General features: G+C 40.6%; 36 protein-coding genes. All 36 read left to right on the forward strand.

The window, feature by feature from the left end; all coding sequences use genetic code 11:
- The first annotated feature begins 27 nt into the window (after window positions 1–27).
- The 36 genes from recA to rplQ all read left to right on the forward strand — a co-directional run bounded on the left by recA (window position 28) and on the right by rplQ (window position 20402).
- Window positions 28–1170 carry a recombinase RecA gene (recA, locus tag SR187_RS00410; protein ID WP_024532325.1) on the forward strand — a complete coding sequence of 381 codons (1143 nt, stop codon included), beginning with the start codon at window positions 28–30 and terminating at the stop codon, window positions 1168–1170.
- A 529-nt stretch (window positions 1171–1699) separates the two neighbouring features.
- Window positions 1700–2098 carry a transcriptional regulator Spx gene (gene spx / locus SR187_RS00415; protein WP_024532326.1) on the forward strand — a complete coding sequence of 133 codons (399 nt, stop codon included), beginning with the start codon at window positions 1700–1702 and terminating at the stop codon, window positions 2096–2098.
- Window positions 2099–2201: 103 nt separating this feature from the next.
- A complete protein-coding gene (locus SR187_RS00420; RefSeq protein WP_120171189.1) occupies window positions 2202–2468 on the forward strand; it encodes an IreB family regulatory phosphoprotein in 267 nt (88 codons plus the stop codon).
- The gene (ruvX, locus tag SR187_RS00425) at window positions 2468–2887 is read left to right on the forward strand and encodes a Holliday junction resolvase RuvX (protein ID WP_032537883.1); all 420 of its coding nucleotides are present in this window, start codon (window positions 2468–2470) and stop codon (window positions 2885–2887) included. The genes SR187_RS00420 and ruvX overlap by 1 nt, the downstream gene beginning before the upstream one ends.
- An 11-nt stretch (window positions 2888–2898) precedes the next feature.
- On the forward strand, window positions 2899–3204 hold the full coding sequence (locus tag SR187_RS00430; protein WP_024532328.1) for a DUF1292 domain-containing protein: 306 nt from the start codon (window positions 2899–2901) through the stop codon (window positions 3202–3204).
- 374 nt (window positions 3205–3578) lie between these two features.
- The gene (locus SR187_RS00435; RefSeq protein ID WP_231996437.1) at window positions 3579–4124 is read left to right on the forward strand and encodes a nucleotidyltransferase family protein; all 546 of its coding nucleotides are present in this window, start codon (window positions 3579–3581) and stop codon (window positions 4122–4124) included.
- Window positions 4125–4216: 92 nt separating this feature from the next.
- A complete protein-coding gene (locus SR187_RS00440; protein ID WP_024532329.1) occupies window positions 4217–4687 on the forward strand; it encodes a sigma-70 RNA polymerase sigma factor region 4 domain-containing protein in 471 nt (156 codons plus the stop codon).
- Between the two features lie 533 nt (window positions 4688–5220).
- Entirely contained in the window at window positions 5221–5529 is a 309-nt protein-coding gene (gene rpsJ, locus SR187_RS00445) for a 30S ribosomal protein S10 (protein WP_002939332.1), read from the forward strand.
- 265 nt (window positions 5530–5794) lie between these two features.
- Window positions 5795–6421 carry a 50S ribosomal protein L3 gene (gene rplC / locus SR187_RS00450; protein ID WP_024532330.1) on the forward strand — a complete coding sequence of 209 codons (627 nt, stop codon included), beginning with the start codon at window positions 5795–5797 and terminating at the stop codon, window positions 6419–6421.
- Window positions 6422–6445: 24 nt separating this feature from the next.
- Window positions 6446–7069 carry a 50S ribosomal protein L4 gene (rplD, locus tag SR187_RS00455; RefSeq protein ID WP_120171191.1) on the forward strand — a complete coding sequence of 208 codons (624 nt, stop codon included), beginning with the start codon at window positions 6446–6448 and terminating at the stop codon, window positions 7067–7069.
- A complete protein-coding gene (locus SR187_RS00460; RefSeq protein WP_024379978.1) occupies window positions 7069–7368 on the forward strand; it encodes a 50S ribosomal protein L23 in 300 nt (99 codons plus the stop codon). Before rplD ends, SR187_RS00460 begins: the two co-directional genes overlap by 1 nt.
- A gap of 17 nt (window positions 7369–7385) precedes the next feature.
- On the forward strand, window positions 7386–8219 hold the full coding sequence (gene rplB / locus SR187_RS00465; protein ID WP_024532332.1) for a 50S ribosomal protein L2: 834 nt from the start codon (window positions 7386–7388) through the stop codon (window positions 8217–8219).
- A 90-nt stretch (window positions 8220–8309) separates the two neighbouring features.
- Window positions 8310–8591, forward strand: a complete 282-nt coding sequence (gene rpsS / locus SR187_RS00470; RefSeq protein WP_000533766.1) for a 30S ribosomal protein S19 — start codon at window positions 8310–8312, stop codon at window positions 8589–8591.
- Window positions 8592–8608: 17 nt separating this feature from the next.
- Window positions 8609–8953, forward strand: a complete 345-nt coding sequence (gene rplV / locus SR187_RS00475) for a 50S ribosomal protein L22 (RefSeq protein WP_002936662.1) — start codon at window positions 8609–8611, stop codon at window positions 8951–8953.
- A 12-nt stretch (window positions 8954–8965) separates the two neighbouring features.
- Window positions 8966–9619, forward strand: coding sequence for a 30S ribosomal protein S3 (gene rpsC, locus SR187_RS00480; protein WP_024391478.1), 654 nt, complete (start codon window positions 8966–8968; stop codon window positions 9617–9619).
- A gap of 3 nt (window positions 9620–9622) precedes the next feature.
- Complete coding sequence (gene rplP, locus SR187_RS00485) at window positions 9623–10036, forward strand: 50S ribosomal protein L16 (protein WP_024532333.1); 414 nt, start codon at window positions 9623–9625, stop codon at window positions 10034–10036.
- A 9-nt stretch (window positions 10037–10045) separates the two neighbouring features.
- A complete protein-coding gene (gene rpmC, locus SR187_RS00490) occupies window positions 10046–10252 on the forward strand; it encodes a 50S ribosomal protein L29 (RefSeq protein ID WP_024532334.1) in 207 nt (68 codons plus the stop codon).
- 23 nt (window positions 10253–10275) lie between these two features.
- Window positions 10276–10536, forward strand: a complete 261-nt coding sequence (rpsQ, locus tag SR187_RS00495; RefSeq protein WP_000440801.1) for a 30S ribosomal protein S17 — start codon at window positions 10276–10278, stop codon at window positions 10534–10536.
- A gap of 24 nt (window positions 10537–10560) precedes the next feature.
- Window positions 10561–10929, forward strand: a complete 369-nt coding sequence (gene rplN, locus SR187_RS00500; RefSeq protein WP_002936658.1) for a 50S ribosomal protein L14 — start codon at window positions 10561–10563, stop codon at window positions 10927–10929.
- 79 nt (window positions 10930–11008) lie between these two features.
- Window positions 11009–11314: a 50S ribosomal protein L24 gene (gene rplX / locus SR187_RS00505; protein WP_024532335.1), complete on the forward strand. Its 306-nt coding sequence runs from the start codon at window positions 11009–11011 to the stop codon at window positions 11312–11314.
- A 23-nt stretch (window positions 11315–11337) separates the two neighbouring features.
- Window positions 11338–11880 (forward strand): 50S ribosomal protein L5, encoded by a 543-nt coding sequence (gene rplE / locus SR187_RS00510; protein WP_018377731.1) that lies wholly within the window; start codon window positions 11338–11340, stop codon window positions 11878–11880.
- Between the two features lie 14 nt (window positions 11881–11894).
- A complete protein-coding gene (locus SR187_RS00515; protein WP_024532336.1) occupies window positions 11895–12080 on the forward strand; it encodes a type Z 30S ribosomal protein S14 in 186 nt (61 codons plus the stop codon).
- Between the two features lie 587 nt (window positions 12081–12667).
- Window positions 12668–13066: a 30S ribosomal protein S8 gene (gene rpsH / locus SR187_RS00520; protein ID WP_024532337.1), complete on the forward strand. Its 399-nt coding sequence runs from the start codon at window positions 12668–12670 to the stop codon at window positions 13064–13066.
- A 362-nt stretch (window positions 13067–13428) separates the two neighbouring features.
- Entirely contained in the window at window positions 13429–13965 is a 537-nt protein-coding gene (gene rplF, locus SR187_RS00525) for a 50S ribosomal protein L6 (protein WP_024532338.1), read from the forward strand.
- A gap of 88 nt (window positions 13966–14053) precedes the next feature.
- Window positions 14054–14410, forward strand: coding sequence for a 50S ribosomal protein L18 (rplR, locus tag SR187_RS00530; RefSeq protein ID WP_002936641.1), 357 nt, complete (start codon window positions 14054–14056; stop codon window positions 14408–14410).
- A gap of 18 nt (window positions 14411–14428) precedes the next feature.
- On the forward strand, window positions 14429–14923 hold the full coding sequence (rpsE, locus tag SR187_RS00535) for a 30S ribosomal protein S5 (protein WP_024532339.1): 495 nt from the start codon (window positions 14429–14431) through the stop codon (window positions 14921–14923).
- A gap of 14 nt (window positions 14924–14937) precedes the next feature.
- Window positions 14938–15120, forward strand: a complete 183-nt coding sequence (gene rpmD, locus SR187_RS00540) for a 50S ribosomal protein L30 (RefSeq protein WP_024532340.1) — start codon at window positions 14938–14940, stop codon at window positions 15118–15120.
- Between the two features lie 131 nt (window positions 15121–15251).
- On the forward strand, window positions 15252–15692 hold the full coding sequence (gene rplO / locus SR187_RS00545) for a 50S ribosomal protein L15 (protein WP_024532341.1): 441 nt from the start codon (window positions 15252–15254) through the stop codon (window positions 15690–15692).
- A 13-nt stretch (window positions 15693–15705) separates the two neighbouring features.
- Window positions 15706–17016 carry a preprotein translocase subunit SecY gene (gene secY / locus SR187_RS00550; protein WP_120171192.1) on the forward strand — a complete coding sequence of 437 codons (1311 nt, stop codon included), beginning with the start codon at window positions 15706–15708 and terminating at the stop codon, window positions 17014–17016.
- 93 nt (window positions 17017–17109) lie between these two features.
- Window positions 17110–17748, forward strand: a complete 639-nt coding sequence (locus SR187_RS00555; protein WP_024532343.1) for an adenylate kinase — start codon at window positions 17110–17112, stop codon at window positions 17746–17748.
- A gap of 124 nt (window positions 17749–17872) precedes the next feature.
- Window positions 17873–18091 carry a translation initiation factor IF-1 gene (gene infA, locus SR187_RS00560; RefSeq protein ID WP_002936627.1) on the forward strand — a complete coding sequence of 73 codons (219 nt, stop codon included), beginning with the start codon at window positions 17873–17875 and terminating at the stop codon, window positions 18089–18091.
- Window positions 18092–18115: 24 nt separating this feature from the next.
- A complete protein-coding gene (rpmJ, locus tag SR187_RS00565) occupies window positions 18116–18232 on the forward strand; it encodes a 50S ribosomal protein L36 (protein ID WP_001808836.1) in 117 nt (38 codons plus the stop codon).
- Window positions 18233–18251: 19 nt separating this feature from the next.
- Window positions 18252–18617, forward strand: coding sequence for a 30S ribosomal protein S13 (gene rpsM / locus SR187_RS00570; protein ID WP_002936622.1), 366 nt, complete (start codon window positions 18252–18254; stop codon window positions 18615–18617).
- A 17-nt stretch (window positions 18618–18634) separates the two neighbouring features.
- Entirely contained in the window at window positions 18635–19018 is a 384-nt protein-coding gene (rpsK, locus tag SR187_RS00575; protein WP_004195509.1) for a 30S ribosomal protein S11, read from the forward strand.
- A 44-nt stretch (window positions 19019–19062) separates the two neighbouring features.
- Entirely contained in the window at window positions 19063–20001 is a 939-nt protein-coding gene (locus SR187_RS00580) for a DNA-directed RNA polymerase subunit alpha (RefSeq protein WP_024532344.1), read from the forward strand.
- Window positions 20002–20015: 14 nt separating this feature from the next.
- Window positions 20016–20402, forward strand: coding sequence for a 50S ribosomal protein L17 (rplQ, locus tag SR187_RS00585; protein ID WP_024532345.1), 387 nt, complete (start codon window positions 20016–20018; stop codon window positions 20400–20402).
- Window positions 20403–20597: the final 195 nt, after the last annotated feature.

Genomic DNA, 20597 nt, shown 5'->3' on the forward strand with positions numbered 1-20597 from the left:
TTTAAGTAAGAAAAGAGGAGAAAAGCATTGGCTAAGAAACCAGGAAAAAAATTAGAAGATATTACAAAGAAATTTGGTGATGAGCGTAAAAAAGCATTGGATGATGCCTTAAAATCAATTGAAAAAGATTTTGGTAAGGGCGCTGTCATGCGCTTGGGTGAGCGTGCGGAGCAGAAGGTTCAGGTAATGAGTTCTGGAAGCTTGTCTATTGACATCGCTCTTGGTGCGGGTGGCTATCCTAAAGGTCGTATCATTGAGATTTACGGACCAGAAAGTTCCGGTAAAACAACGGTTGCCCTTCATGCTGTAGCCCAAGCTCAAAAAGAAGGAGGAATTGCAGCCTTTATTGATGCTGAGCATGCTTTGGATCCTGCCTATGCAGCAGCTCTTGGGGTCAATATTGATGAGTTGCTCTTGTCACAGCCAGATTCAGGTGAGCAAGGTCTTGAAATTGCAGGAAAATTGATTGATTCAGGAGCAGTTGACTTGGTTGTTGTTGACTCTGTTGCTGCTCTTGTACCACGTGCAGAAATTGATGGGGATATTGGTGATAGCCATGTCGGGTTACAGGCGCGTATGATGAGTCAGGCAATGCGTAAGCTATCAGCTTCTATCAATAAAACCAAAACCATTGCCATTTTTATCAACCAATTGCGCGAAAAAGTGGGAGTCATGTTTGGTAATCCTGAAACCACACCAGGTGGACGTGCTTTGAAATTTTACGCTTCAGTTCGTATGGATGTTCGAGGAAATACTCAAATTAAGGGAACTGGCGATCAGAAAGATCAAAATGTCGGTAAGGAAACCAAGGTGAAAATTGTGAAAAACAAGGTGGCTCCACCGTTTAAAGAGGCTATTGTGGAAATCATGTACGGTCAGGGAATTTCACAAACCGGTGAGTTGATTGAGATTGGTAGCAATCTTGGTATCATTCAAAAAGCAGGTGCTTGGTATTCTTATAATGGAGAAAAAATTGGCCAAGGTTCGGAGAATGCTAAGAAATTCCTTGCAGATCATCCGACTATTTTCGAAGAAATTGACCGTAAAATCCGTATTCACTATGGGTTAATCGAGGAAGAATCAGGTTCAACTGAGGTAATCGAAGATCCTACTTTTGAAGGACAAGATGTTATTCTGGATCTAGATGGTGGCATTGAATTAGAAGAATGATCCTTTTCTTGATAAGTAAGAATCTGCAGTGAGTTTTTAAACCTGTAGGTTACATTTTACGAATGGTGTTCACATCATGATTGAATACAGACAAACATATTTTAGGTGTTTGTCTTTTTATACTTTCTAGAAAAGTTATCATTTGGATAAAACAAAAGACTATGAAACTATCGGAAGCATAAAATAGATACAAGACAAGTACGAATTTTTGATAGAGGTAAATTATAGAGAGCTTCCCCGAATTTGTAGGAGAATGAATATCAAAAATTTTTCCATGAGGTCTCGGTAACATTCTATCAGATTGATACGTATTGTGTTTGTTCGATTTTCTTTCTTGAACGATTATTTTCCAGCTTTCTTGAGCTAGACTAGATTTTATTTTTACGGAACTTAAACATAAAAAATCATAAAAACCGAATTTTTCCCAAAAAATTTAAAGTTTTTTTGAAAAATAGGTCTACAGACTGAGGGATTCTATGGTATAATGGTTTATAATCTGCTTAATAAGATGTAGCAAAGGGGTGACTACATGATTAAAATTTATACGGTATCTAGTTGTACTTCTTGTAAGAAAGCGAAAAACTGGTTAAATGCTCACCAGCTATCCTATAACGAGCATAATCTTGCAAAAGAGGCTATCACCAAGGAAGAAATCTTGAATATTTTGACAAAAACTGAGAATGGTATTGCAAGTATCGTGTCGTCAAAGAACCGTTATGCCAAGAGTTTGAATTTTGACATTGAAGAGTTGAGTGTAAACGAAGTTATTGACTTGATTACTTCTAATCCGCGTATTTTAAAGAGTCCAATTTTGATCGATGAAAAGCGTCTTCAAGTAGGATATAAAGAGGACGATATTCGCGCATTTTTGCCTCGGGCAGTGCGTAATGTTGAAAATGCTCAGGCCCGCATGAGAGCAGCTTTATAAGATTGTATGGAAAGAACTCTGTTTGAGGGTTCTTTTTGCGCTTTCTTTGAGAATAATTCAAATTTGTGATATAATGATAAAAATAGGGAAAGAAGGTGTGAGTATGGGGTTTACTGAAGAAACTGTTCGTTTTCGCCTAGATGACACCGATAAGCAAGAGATTAGTAAAACATTAACTAGTGTTTATCGTTCATTGGAAGAAAAGGGCTACAATCCGATTAATCAGATTATTGGCTATGTGTTAAGTGGGGATCCTGCCTATATTCCTCGATATAATGATGCCCGTAATCAGATTCGTAAGCATGAACGTGATGAGATCATCGAAGAATTGGTGTGTTACTACTTGAAAGGAAATGGGATTGATCTCTAATGAGGATAATGGGATTAGATGTCGGTTCAAAGACAGTTGGCGTGGCCATTTCAGATCCACTTGGTTTTACAGCCCAAGGTTTGGAGATTATTCCGATTGACGAGAAGAAGGGTGAGTTTGGGCTGGAACGCTTAACAGAATTGGTCAGTCAATACAAGGTTGAGAAGTTTGTTGTCGGTCTGCCTAAAAATATGAACAATACTAGCGGTCCGCGCGTAGAAGCGAGTAGAGCCTATGGTGATCTGCTAGTGGAACGCTACAAACTCCCCGTTGAGTATCAAGATGAGCGGCTAACAACTGTCGCAGCAGAGCGGATGTTGATTGAGCGGGCGGATGTCAGTCGAAGCAAGCGTAAAAAAGTTATTGATAAGTTGGCTGCTCAGCTGATTTTACAGAATTACTTAGATAGAATATTTTAAAGGAGACTCTAATGGCACATCATCATGACCACGAACACGACGAACGTGAATTGATTACTTTGGTGGATGACCAAGGTAATGAAACACTTTTTGAAATCTTATTGACAATTGACGGTCAAGAGGAATTTGGCAAGAACTATGTTCTCTTGATTCCTGCGAGCGCAGAAGAAGACGAGAACGGTGAAGTTGAAATTCAAGCTTACTCATATATTGAAAATGAGAATGGTACAGAAGGCGACTTACAACCAATTCCAGAAGATGCGACAGCAGAATGGGATATGATTGAAGAAGTTTTCAACAGCTTTATGGAGGAATAAAAAGGTCCAGTGGACCTTTTTATCATGAGCTTGAAAATTAGCAAGCGAGTAAGGGTCCAGAGGACCTTTTTATCATGAGCTTGAAAATTAGCAGGCGAGTAAGGGTCCAGAGGACCTTTTTATCATGAGCTTGAAAATTAGCAAGCGAGCAAGTGTCCAGAGGACCTTTTTATCATGAGCTTGAAAATTAGCAGGCGAGTAAGGGTCCAGAGGACCTTTTTGTTATAATCACAAAAATAGGTCAGCGAGTTAAAGTTCGGATGGACTGTGTTTGGAAGCTTAAAGTTGAAACGATTGGGAAGTCTTTTGTGCACTCACTAATAAAAGATAGAAAAATATAAAAGGTGACATTTCTCATGCTTTGGAGAAGATGGATGATTGAAGAATTCAAAAAAAGTCTGCAAGCAGCTCCGGATATATTGGCTATATTGGAGATTATTGCTGAGCTTAATCTGGCAGATTGCTGGCTCTGTGCTGGGACTATTCGTAATTTCGTTTGGAATCAATACAGCTTTGATCGAGATACGGATGTGGATGTCGTGTTTTTTGATGAACAAATATCTTATGAAGAAACGTTGGTATTGGAATCTCATTTGCGTAAAAACTATCCTGAGTATAGATGGGAAGTGAAAAATCAAGTCTATATGCATATTCACAGTCCAAATACTCCCCCTTACAAATCTAGTAAGGATGCGATAGAAAAATTTCCAGAAAGATGCACGGCAATAGGCCTCCGCCTGGTAGAAGATGGACAACTAGAAGTTTATTCCCCTTTTGGAGTGGAGGATATGTATAATTATCTAGTCAGACCAACACCGCATTTTAAGATTGATCCTGAACGTATGCTTCTCTACCGAGCAAGAATAACTAAGAAAAATTGGTCGGATAAATGGCCAACACTAACGATAGAAAGTATATAATGATCTCCAATAGAAATAAGTGGACAAAAATGTCCTGTTGAATCAATTCCCTTTTCGATAAACTAAGACCATCAATTAAAGGAGATCAGGTCATGGAATTTGAAAAGGTTTATTCAAAAGTGAAAGGGATCGTCCACAAGGCCCGTAAAGATTTTTATGTTAAACTATGGGAAAAGGGAGACTGGGAGCAAGAAGGGATGATGGTCTTGTTTGAATTATTGGATGCACAACCAAATCTCTTGGAGGAGTCTGATAGATTATACTGTTATTTCAAGGTGAAATTTAGAAACCATATCAAAGATGTGATTCGCAAACAAGAAAGTCAGAAGCGAAAATTTGATCGAATGGCGCACGAAGAAATTCATGGTCTCTCACACATGATTCAATCACCTGGTCTAATCAATGATGAGTTATTGATGCTGCGAGCTGCTTTGAGAGAGTACCGGAAAAATCTTTCACCGAGCCAGCAAGAAAATTATGAAAAACTCATGAGTGGTCAATGTTTCAATGGTCGTCGCAAAATGATTCGTGACCTGCAGGAATACTTGAAAGATTTTCGCTAGTGAAACAAGTACAGTTGCTAAGGCTTTTATAGCTTCCTAATTTTCAACTGTTCAGGAGTAAATAGTTAGGAGTTGTAAATAGAGTATACGCAGTTCGTTTCAAAAGCTGTAGCTAATAATCTAATACTTCCTTATTTTAAGTATTGCTTTTTAATCATCTGGTGGATTGATTTTGTCAGGTGAGGCATGCTCAAAGCTTCTTAGTGATTGGAAAATGCACCGAGGAAGTGTTTTTCTAATTTCATCATTTTTCAATGTTGCGGCAGCAGATCGAGTTCCTTCATTTATTTTGAAAGATAAGCAAAGATGATTACAGTGTCCCAAAGCTATAGCTTCGGGATTTTTTTAAAAAATTGGGTATAATTCCTTGCATTGTCAAGGAAAATCTGATAAACTATTCTGGTGCCGTAAAAATTACGGTTGTAGCTTTGATGCAAGAGGTTGCGACACGCTCGGTTGCATTGCCACGCAACTCGTGTTGGTTTTCTTGTGGAGCTAGCCTATTATTTTAAATAGACGAAAAGGAGAAAAAGATGGCAAACAAAAAAATCCGCATCCGCTTGAAGGCGTACGAACATCGTACACTTGATACAGCTGCTGCAAAAATCGTTGAGACTGCAACTCGCACAGGTGCTCAGGTAGCAGGTCCGGTTCCGCTTCCAACAGAACGCAGCCTCTACACAATCATTCGTGCGACTCACAAGTACAAAGATTCTCGTGAGCAGTTCGAAATGCGTACACACAAGCGCTTGATCGATATCATTAACCCAACTCAAAAAACAGTTGATGCTTTGATGAAATTGGATCTTCCAAGTGGTGTAAACGTCGAGATTAAATTGTAAGAAGCCATACGGCGAAAGCAAGTGTTCAAATGGACTTGAACACGAGCTAGACTCTGTGTGAAAGAGGGATACGTAATCGTTTCAATCTTGGTGATCACGGTTGTGGATTCCTTGTAAGTATAAACTTTTCAATGAGACGAAAGTTTCTCTGTCAAGTTTTCTATTTTCGCCCTGAGTTTGATGCTCTTTGTATCTTGATTTTGAGCATAAAAAACGCTCGTTAAAAACTTTTTAAATATAAAATAAGAAAAGGAATAATTTTCTCATGACAAAAGGAATCTTAGGGAAAAAAGTGGGAATGACTCAAATCTTCACTGAATCTGGTGAATTTATCCCTGTTACTGTCATCGAAGCAACTCCAAACGTTGTTCTTCAAGTGAAAACTGTTGAGACTGATGGCTATGCTGCGGTTCAAGTTGGTTTTGATGACAAACGCGAAGTTTTGAGCAACAAACCTGCCAAAGGCCATGTAGCTAAAGCTAACACAGCTCCTAAGCGCTTCATTCGTGAATTTAAAAACATTGAAGGCTTGGAAGTTGGTGCGGAACTAACAGTTGAACAATTTGCGGCTGGAGATGTTGTGGATGTAACTGGTACATCTAAAGGTAAAGGTTTCCAAGGTGTTATCAAACGCCATGGACAATCACGTGGCCCTATGGCTCACGGTTCTCGTTACCACCGTCGTCCAGGTTCTATGGGTCCTGTTGCACCTAACCGTGTATTTAAGGGTAAAAACCTTGCAGGTCGCATGGGTGGCAACCGTGTAACAATTCAAAACCTTGAAATTGTACAAGTTGTTCCAGAAAAGAACGTTATCCTTATCAAAGGTAATGTACCAGGTGCTAAGAAATCTCTTATCACTATCAAATCAGCAGTTAAAGCTGGTAAATAATAAGGAAAGGGGAAATCAGTCGAAATGGCAAACGTAACATTATTTGACCAAACTGGTAAACAAGCTGGTGAAGTAGTTCTTAATGATTCAGTCTTTGGTATTGAGCCAAACCAAGCAGTTGTCTTTGATGTCATCATCAGCCAACGTGCTAGCCTTCGTCAAGGTACTCACGCAGTTAAAAACCGCTCAGCAGTTTCAGGTGGCGGACGCAAACCATGGCGTCAAAAAGGAACTGGGCGCGCTCGTCAAGGTTCTATCCGTTCACCACAATGGCGTGGTGGTGGTGTAGTCTTTGGACCAACTCCACGTTCATATGCGTACAAACTTCCACAAAAAGTTCGTCGCTTGGCACTCAAATCTGTCTACTCAGAAAAAGTTGCTGAAAACAAATTTGTAGCTGTTAACTCGCTTGAATTCACAGCTCCAAAAACTGCTGAATTTGCAAAAGTACTTGCAGCATTGAGCATTGATTCTAAAGTCCTTGTTATTCTTGAAGAAGGAAACGAATTCGCAGCTCTTTCAGCTCGCAACCTTCCAAATGTGAAAGTTGCTACTGCAACAACTGCAAGTGTCCTTGACATTGCAAATGCAGACAAACTTCTTGTAACTCAAGCAGCTATCTCTAAAATTGAGGAGGTTCTTGCATAATGAATTTGTATGATGTTATCAAAAAACCTGTCATCACAGAAAGCTCAATGGGCCAACTCGAAGCAGGCAAGTATGTATTTGAAGTTGACACTCGTGCACACAAACTCTTGATCAAACAAGCTGTTGAAGCAGCGTTTGAAGGTGTTAAAGTTGCAAATGTTAACACAATCAACGTGAAACCTAAAACAAAGCGCGTAGGTCGCTATGTTGGTCGCACAAATAAAGTGAAAAAAGCAATCATCACATTGACTGCTGATTCAAAAGCGATCGAATTGTTCGCTACAGCTGACGCTGAATAATCAAAGGAGGAATTAACGTGGGTATTAAAGTTTATAAACCAACGACAAATGGCCGTCGTAACATGACTTCTTTGGACTTTGCTGAAATCACAACAAGCACTCCAGAAAAATCATTGCTTGTTGCCTTGAAAAACAAAGCTGGTCGTAACAACAATGGTCGCATCACTGTTCGTCACCAAGGTGGCGGTCACAAACGTTTCTATCGTTTAGTGGACTTCAAGCGTAATAAAGATGGTGTTGAAGCGGTTGTTAAAACGATCGAATACGATCCAAACCGTTCAGCAAACATCGCTCTTGTACACTACACGGATGGTGTCAAAGCTTATATCATCGCTCCTAAAGGTCTTGAAGTTGGTCAACGTATCGTTTCAGGTCCAGAAGCAGACATTAAGGTTGGTAACGCACTTCCGTTAGCAAACATCCCTGTCGGTACGGTTATTCACAACATTGAGTTGAAACCAGGTCGCGGTGGTGAGTTGGTACGTGCTGCTGGTGCATCTGCACAGGTTCTTGGCCAAGAAGGGAAATACGTTCTTGTTCGCCTTCAATCAGGTGAGGTTCGTATGATCCTTGGTACTTGCCGTGCTACTGTTGGTACTGTAGGTAATGAACAACATGGTCTTGTTAATCTTGGTAAAGCCGGCCGCAGCCGTTGGAAAGGTATTCGTCCAACAGTTCGTGGTTCTGTAATGAACCCGAACGATCACCCACACGGTGGTGGTGAAGGTAAAGCACCGGTTGGTCGTAAAGCACCATCTACACCATGGGGTAAACCAGCTCTTGGTTTGAAAACTCGTAACAAGAAAGCTAAATCAGACAAACTTATCGTTCGTCGTCGTAACCAAAAATAAGCTTAGGTTACTAGCTGAATTCCGCCAACTCGGTAGCCCGCATTGCGGGCAAGCCGCTGTGGTACATATTTTAAAGGAGAACACATTAAAATGGGACGTAGTCTTAAAAAGGGACCTTTCGTCGATGAGCATTTGATGAAAAAAGTTGAAGCTCAAGCAAATGACGAAAAGAAAAAAGTAATTAAAACTTGGTCACGTCGTTCAACGATTTTCCCAAGTTTCATTGGCTATACAATTGCGGTTTATGATGGTCGTAAACACGTGCCTGTATATATTCAAGAAGACATGGTAGGTCACAAGCTTGGTGAATTTGCGCCAACTCGTACTTATAAAGGTCATGCTGCTGACGACAAGAAAACTCGTCGTAAATAATTTAGGAGGAAAACACAATGGCAGAAATTACTTCAGCTAAAGCAACTGCTCGCACAGTACGTGTTTCACCTCGTAAATCACGTCTTGTCTTGGATAATATCCGTGGCAAAAGTGTAGCAGACGCAATTGCAATCTTGAAATTCACACCAAACAAAGCTGCAGGCATCATCGAAGGAGTTTTGAACTCAGCGATTGCCAACGCTGAAAACAACTTTGGTTTGGAAAAAGCAAACTTAGTAGTAAGCGAAGCATTCGCAAACGAAGGACCAACTCTTAAACGTTTCCGTCCACGTGCGAAAGGCTCAGCTTCACCAATCAACAAACGCACAGCTCACATTACTGTAGTTGTGGCAGAGAAATAAGGAGGTAAAAACGTGGGTCAAAAAGTACATCCAATTGGTATGCGTGTTGGCATCATCCGTGATTGGGATGCTAAATGGTATGCTGAAAAAGAATACGCGGATTACCTTCATGAAGATCTTGCAATCCGCAACTTTATCAAAAAAGAATTGGCTGATGCATCAACATCAACAATCGAAATCGAACGTGCTGTAAATAAGGTTATCGTTTCTATCCACACTGCTAAGCCAGGTATGGTTATCGGTAAGGCTGGTAGCAACGTTGATGCACTCCGTGCTCAATTGAACAAATTAACTGGTAAGCAAGTGCATATCAATATCATTGAAATCAAACAACCTGACTTGGATGCACACCTTGTCGGTGAGTCAATCGCTCGTCAATTGGAGCAACGTGTGGCGTTCCGTCGTGCTCAAAAACAAGCTATCCAACGTACGATGCGTGCTGGTGCCAAGGGTATCAAAACGCAAGTTTCTGGACGTTTGAACGGTGCTGATATTGCTCGTGCAGAAGGCTACTCAGAAGGAACAGTTCCTCTTCACACACTTCGTGCGGATATCGACTATGCTTGGGAAGAAGCTTTGACAACTTATGGTAAACTTGGTGTTAAAGTATGGATTTACCGTGGCGAAGTCCTTCCGGCTCGTAAAAACACTAAAGGAGGTAAATAACAGATGTTAGTACCTAAACGTGTAAAACACCGTCGTGAGTTCCGTGGAAAAATGCGCGGTGAAGCCAAAGGTGGAAAACAAGTAGACTTCGGTGAATATGGTCTTCAAGCAACCACTAGCTCATGGATTACAAACCGCCAAATAGAAGCTGCCCGTATCGCTATGACTCGTTATATGAAACGTGGTGGTAAAGTTTGGATTAAAATCTTCCCACACAAGTCATACACTGCTAAAGCTATCGGTGTACGTATGGGTTCTGGTAAAGGTGCACCTGAAGGTTGGGTGGCTCCAGTTAAACGCGGTAAGGTTATGTTTGAAGTAGCTGGTGTTTCTGAAGAAATCGCACGTGAAGCATTCCGCCTTGCTGGTCATAAATTGCCAGTTAAAGTTAAATTCGTAAAACGTGAAGCAGAATAAGGAGGAGACATGAAACTTCAAGAAATTAAAGATTTTGTAAAAGAACTTCGTGGCCTTTCTCAAGAAGAACTTGCAAAACGCGAAAACGAGTTGAAGAAAGAACTCTTTGACCTTCGTTTCCAAGCTGCTGCTGGTCAACTTGAGCAAACTGCTCGTTTGAACGAAGTTAAGAAACAAATTGCACGTATCAAAACTGTGCAATCTGAAGCTAAATAATAGATTGGGAAAGGAGAATTTCAATGGAACGCAATAATCGTAAAGTTCTTGTTGGACGTGTAGTATCTGACAAAATGGACAAAACCATCACAGTTGTAGTTGAAACAAAACGTAACCACCCAGTCTATGGTAAACGCATCAACTACTCTAAAAAGTACAAAGCTCATGATGAAAACAATGTTGCTAAAGAAGGTGATATTGTTCGTATCATGGAAACTCGCCCACTTTCAGCTACAAAACGTTTCCGTCTTGTAGAGGTTGTGGAAGAGGCAGTTATCATTTAATCAACCTGAAAGGAGAAAATTGACATGATTCAAACAGAAACTCGTTTGAAAGTTGCTGACAACAGTGGCGCACGCGAAATCTTGACAATCAAAGTGCTTGGTGGTTCAGGACGTAAATTCGCTAATATCGGCGACATCATCGTTGCTTCAGTGAAACAAGCTACTCCTGGTGGTGCGGTTAAAAAAGGTGACGTTGTAAAAGCCGTTATCGTTCGTACTAAGACAGGTGCTCGTCGTGCTGATGGTTCGTATATCAAATTCGATGAGAATGCTGCAGTTATCATCCGTGAAGACAAAAACCCTCGCGGAACTCGTATCTTTGGCCCAGTGGCGCGCGAATTGCGTGATGGCGGTTTTATGAAAATCGTTTCATTGGCACCAGAAGTACTTTAATCTGACAAACTAAGTCCCCTGTTACCTCCTTTGAGGTTCAGGGTGCCCATTAGGGCGTAAGAATAATAGGAGAAATCAAATGTTTGTAAAAAAAGGCGATAAAGTTCGCGTAATCGCTGGTAAAGACAAAGGCGTTGAAGCAGTTGTCGTAACAGCACTTCCAAAAGTAAACAAAGTTGTTGTTGAAGGTGTCAATATCGTCAAGAAACACCAAAAACCAAACAGCGAAAATCCTCAAGGTGCTATTGTTGAAAAAGAAGCGCCAATCCATGTGTCAAACGTTCAAGTTCTTGACAAAAACGGTGTTGCGGGACGCGTTGGTTACAAATTTGTAGATGGCAAAAAAGTTCGCTACAACAAAAAGTCAGGCGAAGTGCTTGACTAATCACGAAGGAAAGGAGAAGTATAATGGCAAATCGTTTAAAAGAAAAATATCTTAATGAAGTAGTTCCTGCTTTGACTGAACAGTTCAACTATTCTTCAGTTATGGCTGTGCCAAAAGTTGATAAGATTGTTTTGAACATGGGTGTTGGTGACGCTGTTTCTAACGCCAAGAACCTTGAAAAAGCTGCTCAAGAATTGGCTTTGATTTCAGGACAAAAACCACTTATCACTAAAGCTAAGAAATCAATCGCCGGCTTCCGTCTTCGTGAGGGTGTTGCAATCGGTGCAAAAGTTACTCTTCGTGGTGAGCGTATGTATGAGTTCTTGGATAAATTAGTTACAGTTTCACTTCCACGTGTCCGTGACTTCCACGGTGTACCAACTAAGTCATTCGACGGACGTGGTAACTACACGCTTGGTGTGAAAGAGCAATTGATCTTCCCAGAAATCAACTTTGATGATGTTGATAAAACTCGCGGTTTGGATATCGTTATCGTTACAACTGCTAACACTGACGAAGAATCACGTGCATTGCTTACAGGCCTTGGTATGCCGTTTGCAAAATAAGAGGGAGAGAATAAATGGCTAAAAAATCAATGATCGCTAAGAACAAACGTCCAGCTAAGTTCTCTACACAAGCTTACACACGCTGTGAAAAATGTGGTCGTCCACATTCAGTTTACCGCAAATTCCAATTGTGCCGTGTATGCTTCCGCGACTTGGCTTATCTTGGACAAATTCCAGGTGTAACAAAAGCGTCTTGGTAATATCATGATGTGAGAGCGTTAAGTAACCACGGCAAAAATAGGAGTTTTGACGAAGAAGTTTACTTCCAGAAAAAACTATCTTTTTTGCAAAGGTTGTAGCTCGAACTCAAATAATATGATGCGAGTGCGTAAAAAACTCAAAGTGAAAACAGGAGTCTTGACGAAGGCGTTTTGCGCCTAGGAAAGACTATCTTTTTCACACAGAGTTTAGCACGAGTTCAAATCTCATGATGCAAAGGATGCTAAGAAATCCGTATGAAAATAGGAGTTTTGACGAAGAAGTTGTTGAAGCTATCGTGTTTTCATTAGGATTTTCGTCCGTGCTCAAATAACATGATACTACGGGCGTAACGGACTAAGTGAAAATAGGAAATCTAACAATGAACGCTCGCGTTCCAGGCAGATTTGCACCTAAAGGTAGCCACATCTGTAAACTGGCTAAAGTTATAACGGCTGCGTTTCTTTTTCACAAAGTCCATAGTCCGAGTTCAAATTGGCTTGCAGACTGATTTGGACAAATACCTGCCCTTCGGGCAACATTAACTGGTAAGTGCTATGCAAACTGCCAGTAAGAGGAGAAAAAACAAATGGTTATGACTGACCCAATTGCAGATTTTTTGACACGTATTCGTAATGCTAACCAAGCAAAACACGAAGTGCTTGAAGTACCTGCATCAAACATCAAAAAAGGCATTGCTACAATCCTTAAAAACGAAGGTTTTGTAAAAAATGTTGAATTCATCGAAGATGACAAACAAGGTATCATCCGTGTATTCTTGAAATACGGACCAAACGGCGAAAAAGTTATCACTAACTTGAAACGCGTTTCAAAGCCAGGTCTTCGTGTTTATTCAAAGCGTGAAGATATTCCTAAAGTTCTTAATGGACTCGGTATCGCAATCATCTCAACTTCTGAAGGTCTTTTGACAGATAAACAAGCTCGTCAAAAGAACGTTGGTGGTGAAGTTGTTGCATACGTTTGGTAATTGATGATGTGAGAGCGTAAAGCTACCAAAGCAAAAATAGGAAATCTGACGAAGAATGCTCGCATTCTAGGAAGATTTATCATTTTTGCACAGGTAGTAGCTCGAACTCAAATCATGATACAAGAGGCGTTTAGCCCAGTGTTCTAATCAACATAGCTGATTTGGGCAGTATCAAATTACTCACTCATTTGAACACGGGCTAAAGCCGGTGTGAAAAAGATAAACGACCCTAGAAGCTTAGACTTCTTCGTCTAGTTTCCTATTTTCACTTTGGCTTTTATATGCCCTTGGTATCATGAGTGCCCGTGAAAACTCGTCATTCTAAGGAATGGCCTGATAATCTAACAGGAGAAAATAAAAATATGTCACGTATTGGTAATAAAATTATTACATTGCCTGCCGGTGTTGAGATTGCTCAAAACAACGGTGTGGTAACTGTAAAAGGACCTAAAGGGGAATTGACTCGTGAATTCCCAACCGCTATTGAAATTCGTGTGGAAGGTACTGAAGTAACTCTTCACCGTCCAAATGATTCAAAAGAAATGAAGACTATTCACGGTACTAGCCGTGCTAACCTCAACAACATGGTTGTTGGTGTTTCTGAAGGCTTCAAAAAAGAACTTGAAATGCGTGGTGTCGGTTACCGTGCACAATTGGCTGGTAACAAATTGACATTGGCTGTTGGTAAATCACATCCTGATGAAGTGATTGCACCAGAAGGTATTACATTTGAAGTTCCAACACCAACACAAATCATCGTGTCTGGTATCAACAAAGAAGTTGTTGGTCAAACAGCAGCTTATATCCGTAGCCTTCGCGCTCCTGAGCCATACAAAGGTAAGGGTATTCGTTACGTTGGTGAATTTGTTCGCCGTAAAGAAGGTAAAACAGGTAAATAATAGCTTGCTGGGGTGGTTTAACCGCCTGGTTAACTATTTCTCAAAGTGTTTCGTAAGAAACATAATCATACATTAAGAGGTGAATATTGTGATTTCAAAACCAGATAAAAACAAAATCCGCCAAAAACGCCACCGTCGCGTTCGCGGTAAAATCTCTGGAACTGCTGCTCGCCCACGTTTGAACATTTTCCGTTCTAATACAGGCATCTACGCTCAAGTGATTGATGACGTAGCGGGTGTAACGCTCGCAAGCGCTTCTACTCTTGATAAAGAAGTTTCAAAAGGTACTAAGACAGAACAAGCTGTTGTTGTTGGTAAACTCGTTGCTGAACGCGCGGTAGCTAAAGGTATTTCTGAAGTGGTCTTTGACCGCGGTGGATATCTCTATCACGGACGTGTGAAAGCTTTGGCTGAATCAGCTCGTGAAAACGGATTGAAATTCTAATAGGGAGGACACTAAGAAATGGCATTCAAAGATAACGCAGTTGAAATTGAAGAGCGCGTAGTAGCCATCAACCGTGTTACAAAAGTTGTTAAAGGTGGACGTCGTCTTCGTTTTGCAGCTCTTGTGGTTGTTGGTGATCGCAACGGTCGCGTAGGTTTCGGTACTGGTAAAGCTCAGGAAGTACCAGAAGCTATCCGTAAAGCAGTTGAGGCTGCTAAGAAAAATATGATTGAAGTACCAATGGTTGGTACAACAATTCCTCACGAAGTTCGTTCAGAGTTTGGTGGAGCTCGTGTATTGTTGAAACCTGCTTCTGAAGGTTCTGGGGTTGCTGCCGGTGGTGCAACTCGTGCCGTAATTGAATTGGCAGGTATCGCAGATGTGACTTCTAAGTCGCTCGGTTCAAACACACCAATCAACATTGTTCGTGCAACTGTTGAAGGCTTGAAGCAATTGAAACGTGCTGAAGAAGTAGCTGCGCTTCGTGGCATTTCAGTTTCTGATTTAGCATAAGAAAGGAGATACTCATGGCTCAAATTAAGATTACTTTGACTAAGTCTCCAATCGGTCGCAAACCAGAGCAACGTAAAACAGTTGTTGCACTTGGACTTGGTAAATTGAACAGCTCAGTTGTTAAGGAAGATAATCCAGCCATCCTTGGTATGGTTAAGGCAATCTCTCACTTGGTAACTGTAGAAGAAGTTAAGTAATAGAACAAATAGACTGAGTCGCATGGAGAAATCTTTGCGACTTCTAGTCCATTTTCATTAGAAGCGAGTTTGTGGTTGAAGACTCTTTGCTCACCACAGGCGCTAGCATATAAAAAGAGAGGAAAATAATAATGAAACTTCATGAATTACAACCTGCTACAGGTTCACGCAAAGTCCGCAACCGTGTAGGTCGCGGTACATCATCAGGTAACGGTAAAACTTCAGGTCGTGGTCAAAAAGGCCAAAAGGCACGTAGCGGTGGCGGTGTTCGACCAGGTTTTGAAGGTGGACAAACTCCGTTGTTCCGCCGTCTTCCAAAACGTGGTTTCACTAATATCAACGCTAAAGAATACGCAATCGTTAATCTTGATCAATTGAACGCTTTTGAAGATGGTGCAGAAGTAACACCAGTTGTGCTTATCGAAGCTGGAATTGTCAAAGCTGAAAAATCAGGAATCAAAATTCTTGGTAACGGCGAATTGACGAAGAAATTGACAGTTAAAGCTGCTAAATTTTCTAAATCAGCTCAAGAAGCAATCACTTCCAAAGGTGGTTCAGTAGAAGTCATCTAAGAGGTGACAGCCTATGTTTTTAAAACTTTTAAAAGATGCCTTAAAAGTAAAATTGGTGCGTAGTAAAATTTTATTTACTATCTTTATCCTTTTTGTCTTCCGAGTGGGGACCCATATCACAGTACCGGGAGTAAATGCAAAGAGCCTTGAGGCTCTATCAAACGTTCCTTTCTTGAATATGTTAAGCTTGGTTTCAGGAAACGCTATGCGTAATTTTTCAGTTTTTGCACTGGGAGTCAGCCCGTACATTACAGCTTCCATCATTGTTCAGCTTTTGCAAATGGATATTTTACCTAAATTTGTTGAGTGGGGCAAGCAAGGTGAAGTTGGTCGTCGGAAATTGAATCAAGCAACTCGTTATATTTCCTTAGGGCTTGCATTTGTTCAATCTATTGGTATTACAGCAGGTTTCAATGCTTTATCTGGTGCAAAATTGACAAATATGCCTTTGAATTGGCAAACCTATCTATTGATTGGATCAATTTTGACAACAGGTTCTATTATTGTGACTTGGCTGGGGGAACAAATTTCTGAAAAAGGCTATGGTAATGGAACCTCAATGATTATCTTTGCAGGTATCATTTCTTCGTTACCAGGAACTTTCCATGAAATTTATGTTGATCGTTTCGTCAATATTGAATCCGGCCGCTTAGGGGAATCTGCCCTCTTTGTTGCAGCTCTGCTTATAATGATCTTCTTCGTTGTTTACTTCACGACCTTTGTGCAGCAGGCAGAGTACAAATTACCGATTCAATATACAAAGCGAGCGCAGGGAGCACCTTCTAGCTCATATCTGCCATTGAAATTGAATCCGGCAGGAGTTATCCCAGTAATTTTTGCAGGTTCAATCACAGCAGTACCAACTTCTGCAGTGCAGTTCTTTGCAAGTCAAAACAAGAGTGTTGGCTGGTTGCAGGCGATTCAGGAATATTTTGATTATTCAACGGTTAAAGGGATGATTGTTTATGCAGGTCTGATTGTTGCCTTTACATTCTTTTATACCTTTGTTCAGGTTAATCCTGAAAAGACGGCAGAAAGTCTTCAGAAGAGCGCAGCTTACATCCATGGTGTTCGTCCAGGTAATGGCACTGAGCAATACCTATCAAAACTTTTAACAAGATTGGCAGTAGTTGGAGCGCTGTTCCTAAGTTTTGTGGCCTTGCTACCAATTCTTGCACAGAATCTCTTTGGACTTTCTTCTAGCATTGCTTTTCTTGGTACAAGTTTGATTATCGTAATTTCAACAAGTATTGAAGGGATTAAGCAATTAGAAGGCTACTTGCTCAAGAGAAAATATGTAGGTTTCCTGGAAATTACAGAATAGAATATAGGTTGACCTAGTCAACCTTCTATTTTGTTTTTAGATAAGTTTGTCACTGTTGGCAAATTTATGTGAAAACAAAATAAGGAGTTTGTCATGAATCTTTTAATTATGGGTTTACCAGGTGCTGGTAAAGGAACACAAGCAGCTAAGATTGTTGAGAAATTTAATGTTGCTCATATTTCGACTGGTGATATATTCCGTGCAGCAATGGCTAATCAGACTGAACTGGGATTGCTGGCTAAGTCATATATTGACAGAGGCGATCTAGTTCCAGATGAAGTTACAAATGGTATTGTGAAAGAACGCTTGGTTCAAGATGATATCAAAGAAAAAGGCTTCCTGTTGGATGGTTACCCACGTACTATTGATCAAGCGCAGGCGCTAGATGCAAGTTTGGCTGAGCTAGGGATTGACTTGCAAGGTGTTATCAATATTACAATTGACCCATCTAAATTGGTGGAACGATTAAGTGGACGTATCATTCACAAAGAAACAGGTGAAACCTTCCACAAAGTATTCAATCCACCAGTTGGAGATTACAAAGAAGAAGATTTCTATCAACGAGAAGATGATAAACCAGAATCTGTGCAGCGTCGATTAGAAGTGAATATTGCACAAGGTCAGCCAATTATTGATCATTATCGTGCGAAAGGTTTGGTCCATGATATTGAAGGGGATCAAGATATCGAGGTTGTTTTCCAAGCAATTGAGAAAGTGTTATCAAAATTGTAATAAACTAATAGATTTAGCTTGCGTTTTTTCTGCAAATATGATAGACTAGGCTAGTCTGACTTATAATTGTTACCTCTGTGTTCAGAGGGCATCAAATCGATATTTAGAGAGGGGTTGCTTTTGCATGGCAAAAGAAGATGTGATTGAAATTGAAGGCAAAGTAGTAGATACAATGCCAAATGCTATGTTTACTGTTGAGTTGGAAAATGGACACCAAGTCCTTGCAACTGTTTCTGGTAAAATCCGTAAAAACTACATTCGTATTTTGGTCGGTGACCGCGTAACTGTTGAGCTTAGTCCGTATGACTTGACACGTGGACGTATCACATACCGCTTTAAATAGTCGAAATACTTGGAGGGATTAAACATGAAAGTAAGACCATCGGTCAAACCAATTTGCGAATACTGTAAAGTTATTCGTCGTAATGGTCGTGTTATGGTGATTTGCCCAGCAAACCCTAAACACAAGCAACGTCAAGGTTAAGAAATAGAAAGGAGAAAACATGGCTCGTATTGCTGGAGTTGATATTCCAAACGACAAACGCGTAGTTATTTCATTGACTTATGTTTACGGCATCGGTCTTGCAACTTCTAAGAAAATTCTTGCAGCAGCAGGTATTTCAGAAGATGTGCGTGTTAAAGATTTAACATCAGATCAAGAAGATGCTATCCGTCGTGAAGTTGATGCTATCAAGGTTGAAGGTGACCTCCGTCGTGAAGTTAACTTGAATATCAAGCGTTTGATGGAAATCGGTTCATATCGTGGTATCCGTCACCGTCGTGGACTTCCTGTCCGTGGACAAAACACTAAAAACAATGCCCGTACTCGCAAAGGGAAAGCCGTTGCGATCGCAGGTAAGAAAAAATAATATAGGAGGTAGAAAAATTGGCTAAACCAACACGTAAACGTCGTGTGAAAAAGAATATCGAATCTGGTATTGCTCATATTCACGCTACATTTAATAACACTATTGTTATGATTACTGATGTGCATGGTAACGCGATTGCTTGGTCATCTGCTGGCGCTCTTGGTTTTAAAGGTTCTCGTAAATCTACACCATTCGCAGCTCAAATGGCTTCAGAAGCAGCTGCTAAATCTGCACAAGAACACGGTCTTAAAACAGTTGAAGTTACCGTTAAAGGCCCAGGTTCAGGTCGTGAGTCTGCTATCCGCGCTCTTGCTGCCGCTGGTCTTGAAGTAACAGCAATTCGTGATGTGACTCCTGTACCACACAATGGTGCTCGTCCTCCAAAACGTCGCCGTGTATAATCAGACATTCCATACACAGCTTTTCGTTTAAGAGGGAGTAAGAAATGATTGAGTTTGAAAAACCAACAATAACAAAAATTGATGAAAATAAAGATTACGGCAGATTTGTTATCGAGCCATTAGAACGTGGTTACGGAACAACTCTTGGTAACTCTCTTCGTCGTGTACTTCTTGCTTCACTTCCAGGTGCTGCAGTGACATCAATTAAAATTGATGGTGTACTCCACGAATTCGACACAGTTCCAGGTGTTCGCGAAGATGTTATGCAGATTATTCTCAACATCAAAGGCATTGCTGTAAAATCTTATGTCGAAGACGAAAAGAAAATAGAACTTGCTGTAGTAGGTCCGGCTGAAGTGACAGCAGGTGACATTCTTACAGATAGTGACATTGAAATTGTAAACCCCGACCATTACCTCTTTACTATTTCTGAGGGAGCTACTTTTAATGCGACTTTGACTGTCAATTCAGGTCGTGGTTATGTACCAGCAGAAGGAAATAAAAAGGATGATGCGCCGGTGGGCACACTTGCTGTAGATTCTATCTATACGCCAGTGAAAAAAGTTAATTATCAAGTTGAACCAGCACGTGTTGGTAGCAACGATGGTTTTGACAAATTAACACTTGAAATCAACACAAATGGTACCATTATACCGGAAGATGCACTCGGTCTTTCAGCGCGTATTCTGATGGAACACCTTGGTCTATTTACAGACCTTACAGATGTTGCGAAATCAGCAGAAGTAATGAAAGAAACTGAAGTAACATCAGATGATCGGATGCTCGACCGTACGATTGAGGAATTGGACCTTTCCGTGCGCTCATATAACTGTTTGAAACGTGCAGGGATCAATACTGTATTTGATTTAACAGAAAAATCTGAGCCAGAAATGATGAAAGTGCGTAATCTTGGCCGTAAGAGTCTCGAAGAAGTCAAGGTTAAGTTGGCTGACCTTGGTCTAGGATTGAAAAAAGATAAATAATATAGGAGGAAATCATGGCATACCGTAAACTAGGACGCACTAGCTCACAACGTAAGGCAATGTTGCGCGATTTGACAACTGATTTATTGATCAATGAATCAATCGTTACAACTGAAGCTCGTGCTAAAGAAATCCGTAAAACAGTTGAAAAAATGATCACACTTGGTAAACGTGGTGATTTACACGCACGTCGTCAAGCTGCTGCATTTGTTCGTAATGAAATTGCATCTGAAAACTACGATGAAGCAACTGACAAGTATACTGCTACTACAGCGCTTCAAAAATTGTTCTCAGAAATTGCACCTCGTTACGCAGAACGTAATGGTGGATATACTCGTATCCTCAAAACAGAACCACGTCGTGGTGATGCTGCCCCAATGGCAATTATCGAACTTGTATAAGATCATCAATTTTGTTGAGTGTTATGATGATGGAATTTGTGAGGAATTCTTAGTCTAGCTCTGGTCTACCGCTGAGCTTGTCTCAGCGGTAACACTCATCATATTGGTTGGACGCTTGTTTACGAAATTACTCTGAGTAGCGGAATGATTTCGTAAGCAGGCGTTTTTGCTCTTTTCTGGCTCATTGTCAACTGT

Source organism: Streptococcus ruminantium (genome assembly GCF_003609975.1).
GTDB classification, from domain to species: Bacteria; Bacillota; Bacilli; order Lactobacillales; family Streptococcaceae; genus Streptococcus; species Streptococcus ruminantium.

What these genes read in the sequence shown, in the direction of transcription:
- spx (WP_024532326.1), top strand. Translation starts at nt 1,700, where the DNA reads ATGATTAAAATTTATACGGTATCTAGTTGTACTTCTTGTAAGAAAGCG.
- SR187_RS00420 (WP_120171189.1), top strand. Translation starts at nt 2,202, where the DNA reads ATGGGGTTTACTGAAGAAACTGTTCGTTTTCGCCTAGATGACACCGAT.
- ruvX (WP_032537883.1), top strand. Translation starts at nt 2,468, where the DNA reads ATGAGGATAATGGGATTAGATGTCGGTTCAAAGACAGTTGGCGTGGCC.
- SR187_RS00430 (WP_024532328.1), top strand. Translation starts at nt 2,899, where the DNA reads ATGGCACATCATCATGACCACGAACACGACGAACGTGAATTGATTACT.
- SR187_RS00435 (WP_231996437.1), top strand. Translation starts at nt 3,579, where the DNA reads ATGATTGAAGAATTCAAAAAAAGTCTGCAAGCAGCTCCGGATATATTG.
- SR187_RS00440 (WP_024532329.1), top strand. Translation starts at nt 4,217, where the DNA reads ATGGAATTTGAAAAGGTTTATTCAAAAGTGAAAGGGATCGTCCACAAG.
- rpsJ (WP_002939332.1), top strand. Translation starts at nt 5,221, where the DNA reads ATGGCAAACAAAAAAATCCGCATCCGCTTGAAGGCGTACGAACATCGT.
- rplC (WP_024532330.1), top strand. Translation starts at nt 5,795, where the DNA reads ATGACAAAAGGAATCTTAGGGAAAAAAGTGGGAATGACTCAAATCTTC.
- rplD (WP_120171191.1), top strand. Translation starts at nt 6,446, where the DNA reads ATGGCAAACGTAACATTATTTGACCAAACTGGTAAACAAGCTGGTGAA.
- SR187_RS00460 (WP_024379978.1), top strand. Translation starts at nt 7,069, where the DNA reads ATGAATTTGTATGATGTTATCAAAAAACCTGTCATCACAGAAAGCTCA.
- rpsS (WP_000533766.1), top strand. Translation starts at nt 8,310, where the DNA reads ATGGGACGTAGTCTTAAAAAGGGACCTTTCGTCGATGAGCATTTGATG.
- rplV (WP_002936662.1), top strand. Translation starts at nt 8,609, where the DNA reads ATGGCAGAAATTACTTCAGCTAAAGCAACTGCTCGCACAGTACGTGTT.
- rplP (WP_024532333.1), top strand. Translation starts at nt 9,623, where the DNA reads ATGTTAGTACCTAAACGTGTAAAACACCGTCGTGAGTTCCGTGGAAAA.
- rpmC (WP_024532334.1), top strand. Translation starts at nt 10,046, where the DNA reads ATGAAACTTCAAGAAATTAAAGATTTTGTAAAAGAACTTCGTGGCCTT.
- rpsQ (WP_000440801.1), top strand. Translation starts at nt 10,276, where the DNA reads ATGGAACGCAATAATCGTAAAGTTCTTGTTGGACGTGTAGTATCTGAC.
- rplN (WP_002936658.1), top strand. Translation starts at nt 10,561, where the DNA reads ATGATTCAAACAGAAACTCGTTTGAAAGTTGCTGACAACAGTGGCGCA.
- rplX (WP_024532335.1), top strand. Translation starts at nt 11,009, where the DNA reads ATGTTTGTAAAAAAAGGCGATAAAGTTCGCGTAATCGCTGGTAAAGAC.
- rplE (WP_018377731.1), top strand. Translation starts at nt 11,338, where the DNA reads ATGGCAAATCGTTTAAAAGAAAAATATCTTAATGAAGTAGTTCCTGCT.
- SR187_RS00515 (WP_024532336.1), top strand. Translation starts at nt 11,895, where the DNA reads ATGGCTAAAAAATCAATGATCGCTAAGAACAAACGTCCAGCTAAGTTC.
- rpsH (WP_024532337.1), top strand. Translation starts at nt 12,668, where the DNA reads ATGGTTATGACTGACCCAATTGCAGATTTTTTGACACGTATTCGTAAT.
- rplF (WP_024532338.1), top strand. Translation starts at nt 13,429, where the DNA reads ATGTCACGTATTGGTAATAAAATTATTACATTGCCTGCCGGTGTTGAG.
- rpsE (WP_024532339.1), top strand. Translation starts at nt 14,429, where the DNA reads ATGGCATTCAAAGATAACGCAGTTGAAATTGAAGAGCGCGTAGTAGCC.
- rpmD (WP_024532340.1), top strand. Translation starts at nt 14,938, where the DNA reads ATGGCTCAAATTAAGATTACTTTGACTAAGTCTCCAATCGGTCGCAAA.
- rplO (WP_024532341.1), top strand. Translation starts at nt 15,252, where the DNA reads ATGAAACTTCATGAATTACAACCTGCTACAGGTTCACGCAAAGTCCGC.
- secY (WP_120171192.1), top strand. Translation starts at nt 15,706, where the DNA reads ATGTTTTTAAAACTTTTAAAAGATGCCTTAAAAGTAAAATTGGTGCGT.
- SR187_RS00555 (WP_024532343.1), top strand. Translation starts at nt 17,110, where the DNA reads ATGAATCTTTTAATTATGGGTTTACCAGGTGCTGGTAAAGGAACACAA.
- infA (WP_002936627.1), top strand. Translation starts at nt 17,873, where the DNA reads ATGGCAAAAGAAGATGTGATTGAAATTGAAGGCAAAGTAGTAGATACA.
- rpmJ (WP_001808836.1), top strand. Translation starts at nt 18,116, where the DNA reads ATGAAAGTAAGACCATCGGTCAAACCAATTTGCGAATACTGTAAAGTT.
- rpsM (WP_002936622.1), top strand. Translation starts at nt 18,252, where the DNA reads ATGGCTCGTATTGCTGGAGTTGATATTCCAAACGACAAACGCGTAGTT.
- SR187_RS00580 (WP_024532344.1), top strand. Translation starts at nt 19,063, where the DNA reads ATGATTGAGTTTGAAAAACCAACAATAACAAAAATTGATGAAAATAAA.
- rplQ (WP_024532345.1), top strand. Translation starts at nt 20,016, where the DNA reads ATGGCATACCGTAAACTAGGACGCACTAGCTCACAACGTAAGGCAATG.